This window comes from Microvirga sp. P4_G7 (assembly GCF_056401005.1).
The window spans coordinates 1-10,302 of the sequence record NZ_JBFUKD010000055.1 but is presented as its reverse complement, the minus strand read 5'-3'; the positions used below and the strand labels follow the sequence as shown (position 1 = coordinate 10,302).

The window sequence follows — 10,302 nt, the reverse complement described above, 5'->3', positions numbered from 1 at the left end:
TTGTTCGACACGATCACCCTGGGCGACGCCAACGTCACTCGGGACGGGTATCTCGTATGTGACGCTCGGATCGCGCGCACGGGCGTTCAAATCTATGCCGGCAGTGAGGTCGGCAAGCCCGAAATGGAGACGGTCCGTGTCTACCGGCCGGAATCGGAAGTTTTTCACCAAGACACCATGGGTTCATTCGCCCATCGGCCGATCACGATCGATCATCCATCAGAGGCTGTAAATTCGAAGAATTGGAAACGGTACTCGGTCGGATCGACTGGCGACATCGTATCCAAGGACGGCGGGTTCGTTCGGGTCCCGATGACGTTGATGGATCAAACCGCGATCGACGCCATCAAGGCCGGCAAGCGCGAACTTTCGTGCGGCTACACCTGCGATCTAAAGTGGGAAGCGGGAACGACGCCTGAGGGCGAGCCTTACGACGCGCAGCAAACCAACATTCGAGGCAACCACCTGGCCATCGTATCCGCGGGCCGGGCCGGTTCTGATTGTCGCATTGGCGACGAAGCGGAGAAGGAAAAACCCATGACGCTCAAGACGGTTACCGTCGATGGCATCCCGATTGAAGTAACTGATCAGGGCGCCACCGTTATCGCAACGCTGCAGCAGCGGCTTGTGGACAAGCAGTCGGATCACGACAAGCTGGTCACCAGCCACGCCGCGGTCGTCGAAGCGAAAGACAAGGAGCTCGGCACGAAGGATGCTGAGATCGAGAAGCTCAAGGGCAACCAGCTCGACGACGCGAAACTCGATCAGCTCGTGGCCGATCGGGCGGAAGTCCTCGCGAAGTCGAAGGCCATTGCCGACGGCGTCGAGACGACCGGCAAGTCCATTCCCGATATCCGCCGCGCCACCGTCGCCAAGAAACTCGGCGATGAACGCGTGAAGGACAAGGCAGACGCGTACGTCGAAGCCCTCTTCGACAGTCTCGCAGTCGACGCCAAGCCCGATCAGGTCCGCCAAGCCATCATTTCGAACGATGGCCACAAGGCGACCGACTCGGCTTCAGCTCACGCAGCCATGGTGTCCTCGTACCAGGACGCCTGGAAGAACCCGAAGGGAGCCGCATAAATGCCCGCAGTCCAAACCACCTATACCGCCACGATGGCGGCCGGCCTTGAGGGCATGGTCGTCAATTCCGAACCGGAAGTCGTGATTTCCCGCCTCGTCGAGGGCGCGGCCGGAATCGGCTTCGGCAAGGTTGCCGTTCAAGGCACCGCCGACAACCAGATCAAGCCGTCCGCGGCTTCGACCAAGTATCGCGGCATCACCGTCCTCGATCCGGTTCGTCCAAGCGACAAGTACGACCAGTACGACACAGCGGCCATCATGACCAAGGGCGTCATCTGGGTTCAGGCCAGCGTCGCGGTCGCCGTCGGTGACCCCGTCTATTACGTGCCGGCGACGGGTGTCTTCACCAACGTCTCCACCAGCAACACCGCCATCCCCAATGCGATCTTCGACAGCTCCACCGCAGGTGCGGGCTTGGCGAAGGTCCGTCTCGGCTAAGAAGGGCTCCGACACATGAACATCCACCTCAAGGACGCCCCGCAGCGCGCGTTGGCGTTCCTCGTCTCTYAGGCGACACTCATTGAGCCGGTCGTCTATCAAACGCGGTACCAGGATATCCAGTATCCGCAATTGGTCCCGATCGACACCTCTGCGCCGGAATGGATCCAGAGCGTCACCTACATGTCCGTGGATGGCGTCGGCAAGGCCGAATGGTTCCACGGCAAGGCGCAGGACGTCCCGAACGCAGAGCTCCTCCGAGAGAAATTCCAAACCGCCGTCTCTATGGCCGCGATCGGCTATCGGTACGATCTCGAGGAGCTCAATCAAGCTCAGATGCTCGGGATCAACCTGAACGCGGACAAGGCCAACGTAGCCCGCCGCGCATCGGAGGAATTGATCGAGCGGGTCGCCTTCTACGGCGACACTGGGAAGGGCTTCACCGGCCTCGTCAACAACGCGTCGGTCACCGCGGGCAGTGCGGCCGCGACCGGCACGGGTTCGACGACGACGTGGTCGACCAAGACGCCTGACAATATCCTGGCTGACGTGAACGCTGCTCTCACGGGCATCTTCGCGGGCACGCTCGGCGCGGAAATGGCGGATACCCTCCTTCTGCCGTATCAGCAACTCCTGGACATCTCCACCCGGCGCATCGATGCCACCAACCAGACGACGATTCTGGAGTGGATCGAGAAGAACAATATCTACACGCGCCAGACAGGCCAGCCGCTGACGATCCGCGGCATCTGGGGACTTGAGACAGCCGGCGCGGGCGGAACGGCTCGAATGGTCGCCTATCGTCGCGACCCGTCGGTGGTGAAACTCCACATCCCAATGCCGTTCCGGTTCCTGCCGGTATGGCAACACGGCCCGATCCTCTTCGAGGTGCCTGGCCTGTTCCGTCTCGGTGGCGTCGACGTCCGCCGTCCGAAATCAATGCGCTACGTGGATGGGATCTAAGCCAATGAAAGTCACCAACAACGCAAAGGGTCCGCGCACCTTCCAAGTGAACGGCGTGGGCAAGGGCGCGGCGCCCGTCACCGTGACCCTCAATCCGGGCGAAAGCGATGATCTCGACCTCGTAACGCCCGATCATCCGATCCTCAAAGCGTGGGAGAAATCGGGCGAGGTCTCCTTCGGCAAGAAGGGCGCCGCGAAGAAGTCGGATGACGAACCGGACGATCTCGTTGCCAAGCATAAGGGTGGCGGCAAGTTCGTCATCGTCCGCGGCAACGAAGTATTGGCCGAAAACCTCACCAAGGCCGATGCAGACGAGTTCAACGCTCTCTCCGACGAGGAGAAAGAGGAGTTTGTCGCCGAAGGTGAGAAGGGCGAATAGCACGTGCCCTATACGCCTCCGACCGCCGCGACCTTCAAGGTGCGATATCCTGAGTTTGCGGCGGTTCCCGACGCCACCGTGACGGCCATCCTGGGGGAAGCCGCGCTCGAGGTCGGTCCATCCTGGATCGAAGACGATCGCGCGCCCGCTCAGATGGCGCTCACGGCTCACCTTCTGGTGATGCAAGGCGCGTTGGGCGGGCTCATCACGTCTGCCGATGGCTCGTCAGTTCAAACGTCTGGCCCGGTTTCGCGGGTGAAAGTCGGGGACGTGGAAACGACGTTCTCCAGCCCCTCTGGATCGTCCGGGGGTAGCGAGGGCGGTAGTCAGTCCGAATACGCCCTGACGGCCTATGGCAGGCGCTTCCTGCGCTATCTGCGCCGATCCTTTCCCCCAGTTGCAGTCGTCTGAGAGGAATTCTTCCATGAAGGTAACCAATACGTATTCCATCGAGCTTCCTCTGCCGAATGGAAAGGCCGTGCCGGCAGAATCGACCATCAGCGTTCCCGACGAGGAGTGGGAGAGCGTCAAGAATGGCGACAATGTCAAAATCTGGTTGGGCACTGGCGTTCTGAAGGCTGAAAGCGACGATGCGCCGAAGGCTCGCGCTTCAGATCCGCGCAAGGGCTCATAGTGTTCAACGTCCGTATCGTCTCCAAGAACCCGGGGGCGATCAAGAAGGCCGTGACACGAATGCGGCGGGCCCTCGTTGGTCCGAAGCGGGTCAAGGTCGGCTTCCCCGCAGGCAGGGCAGGGGCTGACGTCGTGGAGCGCGCGGTCTTCAACGAGTTCGGGACGTCGCGCGGTATTCCGGAGCGCCCGTTTCTGCGCAATGCCATGGCTGATAATCGGGACGGGTACAAGCGGCTCACTGTCGACATGGCGCGGCGTATCGTCAAGGGGGAGGCCGATATGCCGGGCGAACTGAACCGCCTCGRCATCAAGGCTGTTGGCGATATTCAGCAGAGCATCGGATCGAACATCGGACCGGCGAACGCCCCGGAGACCGTGAAGCGAAAAGGGTCATCAAAGACCCTGATCGACACGGGCGAAATGCGTCAGCGCGTCACCCATCAGCTGGACTGATCATGCAAGCTCTCGGGTTGGCATCCATCGCGATCGACATGATGGCCGAGCCCGTCACGCGTCACTTCATGGGTGCTGGCAGCTACAGCGGTCCGCATGACGAGTGGGTGGACGGTGCGCAATCGTCTGACGTGATCAGAGCCGCTGTCCACGCACCGACGCAACAGGACATCCGGGACCTTCCGGAAGGGATCGTGGTCGATGTGCGTTGGACGATGTGGACCCGCGCCGCTCTGCGCGTATCGGATGACGACACAGGCGTCCCCACCGATGAGTTTGAATGGCAGGGCGAGCGCTATCACATCCTCCACATCTGGCCGCGGCGTGAAGGCGGGTACACCAAGGCAGCGTTGGGCGTGATCCGTGACCGAAACAGAACTGTTTAACCTCGTTCAGGCCTGGGTGAAGGGCGTCACGCGGCTTCCGAAAGTCATCAGGGCGTTCCCAACCACCCCGCGTCCGGAAGGGTCGTATGGCACTCTCAACCTGATCCGCGCCGAACGTATCAATTGGCCGGATGATATCGAGTACCGGGACGTTCCCAATCCTGCCCCGACGGCTGAGCCATGTGAGCAGGTGCCGGTTGAAGAATGGGAATGGGTTTGGAGCTTCAATGTCTTCGCCAAGGGCGCCACGATCGACTTCGCCGCGCGCCTCGTCAGCGCTGCACAATCGAGCGCAGCCTTGTTGAGCCTGCACCCGCTGACCTTGAACCGTGCGTCCACGATCAGGCGGATTCCAGAACAGATCAACGGCGTCTGGGAAGACCGTTGTCAACTCGACCTCTTCATTCGTGGCGTCGTGCGCCATGCCTTCCCCGTCGACATCATCGAAGAAGCCTCCGCCGAATTCGAAGACCATGACGGAACCAGCTTCGGCACCGCCAAAGCTTCAATCATCACCCCATAGGAGATAGCCGACGATGGCCAGGCTTCCATACAGTCGCGTCGTTGACGTGACCCTGACGAAACTCGATCGCTTCGCCACCCGGCGCGGGTTCGGTGTGCCRCTCATCATCACCTCCGAGACCAGCATCGGTTCGGCCGTCACTGCGACGACGCGCACGAAGATGTATGGCTCGATCGACGAGGTCGCTGTCGACTGGGCCGACACGACGTCGGCCTATAAGGCGGCCAACGCGATGTTCTCGCAGAACCCGCGACCGCGCCAGATCAAGATCGGTTATGTCGATCCGGGGACCTTTGCGGCGTCGCCGTCACCAACGATCACGTCGGAGTTGAACGCCCTCTACGCGTTTGACAACGATTGGTATTTCATGACCTTCACGACGGAATTCCGCGACAAGGCCATGATCGACGACGCAATGATCTGGGTCGACTCCAAGCCGAAGCTGTTCCTGATGGACAGCAACGACGCGGGGACGGAGAACCCGGCCAACACGACGAGCGTCGCCGCCCGCAACAAGACGAAACGTCAGCGCTCCGGAGTGTTCTACCACCCCACCGCCGCTGAGTATCCGGCCGCCGCGCTCATTGCAGTCGCTTCACGGTTTGATTTCGATCAGCGCAACAGCGCGTATACGGCAAAGTTCAAGAAGCTCGTGGGCATCACCCCTGCGAACAAGGCAAGCGCCGCGGTGCAAGGCGCGACGGGCTTTGTTCCGGCGATCGGCCTCTCCGCAGTCGCCGGGCATTTCGCCAACGTCTACGTCGACATTGGCGGGATCAACATGGTCGTCGAGGGATCGATGCTCGATGGCGGGTTCATCGACGAGCTCCACTTCGCCGATTGGTTGATCGCCCGGACGGAAGAGGAACTGCTTTCCACTCTCGCCAACCAGCCCGGACGCATTCCCTACACCAACAAGGGTGGCCAGATCCTGGTCGGTGCCGTCGAGGGCGTCATGCAGCGGGCCGTTTTGGCCGGGGCGATCGGAGAGTCCCAAGATCCCGATACGGGAGAGCTGCGCCCGGCTTACGTGATCAGCGTGGAAAGGGTCGAGGATGTGCCGGCGACCCAGCGTCGTCAGCGTATCTTCCCGGCGATAGACGTGAAGTTCCTCTACGGAGGCGCGGTGCATTACGCCTCCGCCCGCCTCATCATGCAGTTCTAAGGGAGCGCTGAGCTATGGCCGGCAAAAGCTACGTTTACAGCTTCGAGAATGTCCAGGCGACGGTGAACGGCCTTGCCGTGAACGGCTTCTGGGAAGGCGACGATGCGATTTCCATCGCGCCGAACAGCGACAATGCAACGCCGCTCGTCGGTGCCGACGGCGATGCCACGGTCTCATACACGGCCGATGACAGCGTCAACATCACGCTTCGGCTGAAGCCAGATAGCCCCATGAACGCAACCCTGGAGAACTACTTCCGGCGCGCGCGAGCAGGCGGATTCGGAGCAGGCTTTCCGATCGCCGTGCGAAACACCGGCAACGGGGAGGGCGGCGCGGCTCCGGAGGCCCATGTGATCCAGGCGCCGGAACGGCAGCTTGGCGTGAATGCCACGGTCCGCGAGTGGGTGATCTTCGCCAATGCATGGTCCTGGAACCCGATCCGTTACTCGTTGGGAGCGTAGCTCATGGCTGAGAAGAAAATTGGTGATCTGGTCTTCCGGGTCGTCCCGATGCCTGCCATGCAGACCGTCACGATGGGACGTCGCATCGCGAACTTGGTCGGCTCGGGTCTACCTGGTCTGGTAGGAGCGATCGGAGCGGAAGGCGAGAGCCGCGACGCAATCGCGTTGGCGGCACTTGGATCCATGGCCACGAACCTCGACGATCGGTTCGATTCGCTGATCCGCGAACTTGCGGAGATGGCTCAGGTCCAATGGCAGGGCACATGGCACGACGTGCAGGTCGACCAGCCTGAGTTGGTACCCGATGCCGGGACGCTCCTTCTTGTGGCGTTCTTCTCGATCGAGGTGAACTTCCGAAGTTTTTTCTCCGGCCCGCTGGCGAAACTCATGGCCAGCAAGACAGCCGCATCGATGAGCGCTTCGTAAAGCGCTACGCCCCCCACATCGGCCAGGATATGCTGATCTGGATGCCAGTGATGCGAGGGATGTGCTCGATCCATGACCTACGGACCGTCTATTCGTACGACGATCTGGCCGACATGCATGAAGCGATCAATCTGCAGAGTGCGATAGAGAATCACAATTCGGAGCAAAAGCGTTAGCGCTCTTTGATTGAGATGAGGCTCGCTGTTCCGTCTGGGGTGATATTGCAATAGGCCACATACGGAAGCATTGCTCCAAAAGAGTTTTTGGCTTCAAACGCCAGAGCCACGTTGATACCATAGGGCCGGCGGTCAACGCTCGAACTGAGGTAGGAAACATCCATTGTCGACGCGAAGCGGACTTGCTTCTCCGCTACCGCCTTACACCCACCTAAAGCGGCTGAGTCCTTGATGGAACTGATCTTCGAAGAAATCGGCGCCGCCAAACTGCCAGCTTTTGTTTCTTCCTCGGTGAAGTAGAAGCGCTCCGTATTCGAGCAGTCGACAAAGACGACAATCGACGTTTTGGGAACGCTCTTTTCGTATGAATAGCCACCGATCTCAACCTGATCGCACCTGGGCGACGTGGCGGCGATTGCGACGGCTTTTCGGACTGCCTCATTTACACGGTCAACACCGGGTTTCCCCCATGCCGCAAATAGCTTTGGCGCATTCCCCTTCGTGAGCGGCGTGTAAGCTCCCTCTTGGATCGGAGCCTTATGGGGCACGGGTGGAGGAGATGCTGGGGCGGCACGTTGCGGCGCAACTATCGGTGTCTCGAACGGCGTACCCGTATCCGATGAGACTTTGGTTTGCGGAGAACCTGTTTGTGTGTCGACGGTGGGTTCGGCTCGCGGGGGGAACGCAAGGATAACCACGACGATCCCCATCAGCGTCAGCGTGATTGCGTCTCTGGTGTTCCTGATTCTGTTCCAGGGCTTCTTCGCAAAAAGCCCGATGGTGCCCGCTAGAGTCATGACCGAGCCAATGGCAAGCACAATGAACTGCACGGTCAGCCCCCCAAGAGCAGATCCAAAATGGTAATAGAAGAACTTATCGCCCTTCTGGGATTCGACATCAAGGGCGAAGAAAAACTGAAGCGTTTTCAGGCTTCTATGGACCAGACGAGGCAACGTCTCGCGGCCTTCGCCTCTGTCGCGAGGGTTGCTGCGGTCGCAGCCGGCGGCTTGGCAGGGTATATGGCCGGAGCGCTCGCGCGTAGTTCGATTGAAACCGGGGCGCAGTTCGAAAAGCTTGCCACCACCCTCGAAACAATCGAGGGGACAAGCGCGAAGGCAAAGCAGTCGCTTGACTGGGTCACGGAATTCGCCGTCAAAACGCCTTACGAGCTTCAAGAGGTTGCCAACGCATTCGTAAAGATGAGGGCATACGGACTCGACCCCACCAATGGCTCTTTGATGGCCCTTGGGAATGCCGCATCGGCGATGGGGAAAGACTTCAACGCTGCCGTCGAGGCGATGGCGGATGCGTCGACGGGAGAGAACGAGCGGCTCAAGGAGTTCGGCATCACATCCGAGAAAGCGGGGGATCGGATCACCTACAATTGGATGCAGAACGGCAAGAAGATGACCAAGACCGTCAAGAAGGACGGCAAGGAGATCACGAAGGCGCTTACCGATATTTTCGAAGGCCGTTTCGCGGGAGCGATGGACAAGCAGTCCCGAACCTGGAACGGTTTGATGTCGAACCTCTCGGACGCGTGGCAGGGCTTCAAGCGATCGATCGCAGATTCGGGATGGTTTCTGTATTCCAAGGGCAAGTTGAGCGCTCTCTTGGGCGAAATCCAACGATTGCGTGACAACGGAACACTCGACGCTTGGGCGTCACGAATTTCACGGGCATTTATCCGAGCATCGCAGTCGGCGGAGCGTTTCCTATGGGCTGGTCGGAAGCTCGTTGAAAGTGGTTGGTGGAAGCCATTGAGCATAGGCCTTGGTTTGCTGCTAATGCGCCTGTTCCCACTCACAACGCTCCTTCTTGCCGCAGGCTTGGCGTTCGACGATTTTCTCGCATTCTTACGCGGTGATGAGAGCGTTCTCGGAGACTTCTCCGTGTGGCTTCAACAGGCCCTGGGACTAAGTCAAGGGTTCGTCGACAAGATGATCATCATCTTTGGCGCCCTTACCGCAACGGCGCTGCTCGCGAAGATGGTGGGGCTCGGTCCCGCATTGGTCGCAGCGATAACCGCCTTGGCACCAGCGGTCGCAGGCGCATTTACGACGCTTTTTGCCTTGCTTTCCAATCCTGTCGGCTGGGCGGTCATACTGGCGGGCGTCGGAGCCGCGGCGGCGGCGTACTTCTGGGATGACATCAAGGCCGCTTGGAACGCGATCAACTGGAGCGAACTCGGTACTTCCATCGCTCAGGGTATTGTAAATGGCCTGAAGGGCACGGGGAGCGCAATTACTGACGCGGTCAGGAGCGTGATCCCGCCTGAATTGGCCGGAATTGGAGCCGCAGTTCAGGGTGCTCCTGGCCCCGGCGCGACGGTAGGAGGCAAGGTCGGCTCTGAACTGGGTGCCGCACTCTCGTCGCGACCTTCGGCAGGTTTTGCCGGAAAGCTCGGAAATGGACCAACGACGACCAACAACAACACGGATGTCGCGGTTGGTGGGATCACCGTGAACGTCCAGCAATCCAACGCCTCCCCGGGATCGATCGGCGGCGCAACGCGCGATGCCCTGGTCAATGGACTGCGCAATCTCTCCGTCAACGCTCCCAGTCCGGCGACGCCATGACAGTTGCACTTTCGCGCTTTCTGGGCCCTGTCCCGCTAGACGTCGTGATTAGGGAAAGTCACGAGGCCGAACTCGAGATCACAAGCAACCCCGTCGAGTTCGGCGCTGATGTGAGCGATCATGCGTTTGTGCGTCCGAAGAAGATGATGCTCGAGGCCGTGACAGCATCTCGGCCCGGAGGAACGGCTGGATTGATCGGAGCCTATCAGGCGATCGTGCGGCTCCAGGAAACACGAGAGCCATTTTCGATCGTCACCGGCCTGATGCTGTACAAGAACATGCTGATCGAACGCGTTACAGTCGATCGTGACAAGGTACACGGGCGGATCCTGTATTTCAGGGCGGACCTGAAAGAGGTGATCATCGTCGATACGCAAACGACGACGGGCGGAGGATCAGAGGGCCAGTCGAAGCTTTCGAAAGGCAAGCTTCAGTCCGGGGCGACGTCAGACCGCGGCTCACCGACTGTCCAGCGCGGAAACAACGCGACTGCGCCCGCACCCACGTCGGGCGGTAGCGTTGAGGCAGTGAAGAATCAATCGATTCTCCGAGGGCTGTATTGATGCAAGAGCTCAGGCTCACCGACGCTGCTGATCAAGAATTTACGACGATCCTCAATGGGCAACGTTGCACGTTC

The 10,302-nt window shown here is 60.1% G+C and carries 15 protein-coding genes; 14 read left to right on the top strand and 1 reads right to left on the bottom strand.

The features are described from left to right. The 12 genes from AC1DT3_RS04985 to AC1DT3_RS04930 all read left to right on the top strand — a co-directional run. Positions 1-1,083: DUF2213 domain-containing protein (locus tag AC1DT3_RS04985; RefSeq protein ID WP_477464140.1), on the top strand; the 1,083-nt coding region annotated here is incomplete at its 5' end. Next, positions 1,084-1,521 carry a structural cement protein Gp24 gene (locus AC1DT3_RS04980; protein WP_477464139.1) on the top strand — a complete coding sequence of 146 codons (438 nt, stop codon included), beginning with the start codon at positions 1,084-1,086 and terminating at the stop codon, positions 1,519-1,521. A 15-nt stretch (positions 1,522-1,536) separates the two neighbouring features. Next, positions 1,537-2,484, top strand: a complete 948-nt coding sequence (locus AC1DT3_RS04975) for a DUF2184 domain-containing protein (protein WP_477464138.1) — start codon at positions 1,537-1,539, stop codon at positions 2,482-2,484. Positions 2,485-2,488: 4 nt separating this feature from the next. Continuing rightward, positions 2,489-2,863 carry a hypothetical protein gene (locus AC1DT3_RS04970; RefSeq protein WP_477464137.1) on the top strand — a complete coding sequence of 125 codons (375 nt, stop codon included), beginning with the start codon at positions 2,489-2,491 and terminating at the stop codon, positions 2,861-2,863. Positions 2,864-2,866: 3 nt separating this feature from the next. After that, entirely contained in the window at positions 2,867-3,274 is a 408-nt protein-coding gene (locus AC1DT3_RS04965; RefSeq protein WP_477464136.1) for a DUF4054 domain-containing protein, read from the top strand. A 13-nt stretch (positions 3,275-3,287) separates the two neighbouring features. Continuing rightward, the gene (locus AC1DT3_RS04960; protein WP_477464135.1) at positions 3,288-3,497 is read left to right on the top strand and encodes a hypothetical protein; all 210 of its coding nucleotides are present in this window, start codon (positions 3,288-3,290) and stop codon (positions 3,495-3,497) included. Next, positions 3,497-3,949 (top strand): hypothetical protein, encoded by a 453-nt coding sequence (locus AC1DT3_RS04955; protein ID WP_477464134.1) that lies wholly within the window; start codon positions 3,497-3,499, stop codon positions 3,947-3,949. The genes AC1DT3_RS04960 and AC1DT3_RS04955 overlap by 1 nt, the downstream gene beginning before the upstream one ends. 2 nt (positions 3,950-3,951) lie before the next feature. Then, positions 3,952-4,335: a hypothetical protein gene (locus tag AC1DT3_RS04950; protein ID WP_477464133.1), complete on the top strand. Its 384-nt coding sequence runs from the start codon at positions 3,952-3,954 to the stop codon at positions 4,333-4,335. Then, positions 4,313-4,858, top strand: coding sequence for a phage neck terminator protein (locus AC1DT3_RS04945; RefSeq protein ID WP_477464132.1), 546 nt, complete (start codon positions 4,313-4,315; stop codon positions 4,856-4,858). Before AC1DT3_RS04950 ends, AC1DT3_RS04945 begins: the two co-directional genes overlap by 23 nt. 13 nt (positions 4,859-4,871) lie before the next feature. Continuing rightward, on the top strand, positions 4,872-6,023 hold the full coding sequence (locus AC1DT3_RS04940; protein ID WP_477464131.1) for a DUF3383 family protein: 1,152 nt from the start codon (positions 4,872-4,874) through the stop codon (positions 6,021-6,023). A gap of 14 nt (positions 6,024-6,037) precedes the next feature. After that, the gene (locus AC1DT3_RS04935; protein WP_477464130.1) at positions 6,038-6,484 is read left to right on the top strand and encodes a phage structural protein; all 447 of its coding nucleotides are present in this window, start codon (positions 6,038-6,040) and stop codon (positions 6,482-6,484) included. A gap of 3 nt (positions 6,485-6,487) precedes the next feature. Further along, positions 6,488-6,910: a phage tail assembly chaperone gene (locus tag AC1DT3_RS04930; RefSeq protein WP_477464129.1), complete on the top strand. Its 423-nt coding sequence runs from the start codon at positions 6,488-6,490 to the stop codon at positions 6,908-6,910. A gap of 172 nt (positions 6,911-7,082) precedes the next feature. Here AC1DT3_RS04930 and AC1DT3_RS04925 read toward each other — a convergent pair whose 3' ends face one another. Further along, positions 7,083-8,039 (bottom strand): hypothetical protein, encoded by a 957-nt coding sequence (locus tag AC1DT3_RS04925; protein WP_477464128.1) that lies wholly within the window; start codon positions 8,037-8,039, stop codon positions 7,083-7,085. On the opposite strand from AC1DT3_RS04925, the gene AC1DT3_RS04920 reads away from it, so the two are divergent. After that, a complete protein-coding gene (locus tag AC1DT3_RS04920) occupies positions 8,022-9,665 on the top strand; it encodes a tape measure protein (protein WP_477464127.1) in 1,644 nt (547 codons plus the stop codon). The two genes, AC1DT3_RS04925 and AC1DT3_RS04920, sit on opposite strands and share 18 nt — an antisense overlap. Further along, a complete protein-coding gene (locus AC1DT3_RS04915) occupies positions 9,662-10,228 on the top strand; it encodes a phage baseplate protein (protein ID WP_477464126.1) in 567 nt (188 codons plus the stop codon). The genes AC1DT3_RS04920 and AC1DT3_RS04915 overlap by 4 nt, the downstream gene beginning before the upstream one ends. Positions 10,229-10,302: the final 74 nt, after the last annotated feature.

What these genes read in the sequence shown, in the direction of transcription:
- AC1DT3_RS04950 (WP_477464133.1), top strand. Translation starts at nt 3,952, where the DNA reads ATGCAAGCTCTCGGGTTGGCATCCATCGCGATCGACATGATGGCCGAG.
- AC1DT3_RS04915 (WP_477464126.1), top strand. Translation starts at nt 9,662, where the DNA reads ATGACAGTTGCACTTTCGCGCTTTCTGGGCCCTGTCCCGCTAGACGTC.
- AC1DT3_RS04970 (WP_477464137.1), top strand. Translation starts at nt 2,489, where the DNA reads ATGAAAGTCACCAACAACGCAAAGGGTCCGCGCACCTTCCAAGTGAAC.
- AC1DT3_RS04935 (WP_477464130.1), top strand. Translation starts at nt 6,038, where the DNA reads ATGGCCGGCAAAAGCTACGTTTACAGCTTCGAGAATGTCCAGGCGACG.
- AC1DT3_RS04930 (WP_477464129.1), top strand. Translation starts at nt 6,488, where the DNA reads ATGGCTGAGAAGAAAATTGGTGATCTGGTCTTCCGGGTCGTCCCGATG.
- AC1DT3_RS04920 (WP_477464127.1), top strand. Translation starts at nt 8,022, where the DNA reads ATGGACCAGACGAGGCAACGTCTCGCGGCCTTCGCCTCTGTCGCGAGG.
- AC1DT3_RS04980 (WP_477464139.1), top strand. Translation starts at nt 1,084, where the DNA reads ATGCCCGCAGTCCAAACCACCTATACCGCCACGATGGCGGCCGGCCTT.
- AC1DT3_RS04960 (WP_477464135.1), top strand. Translation starts at nt 3,288, where the DNA reads ATGAAGGTAACCAATACGTATTCCATCGAGCTTCCTCTGCCGAATGGA.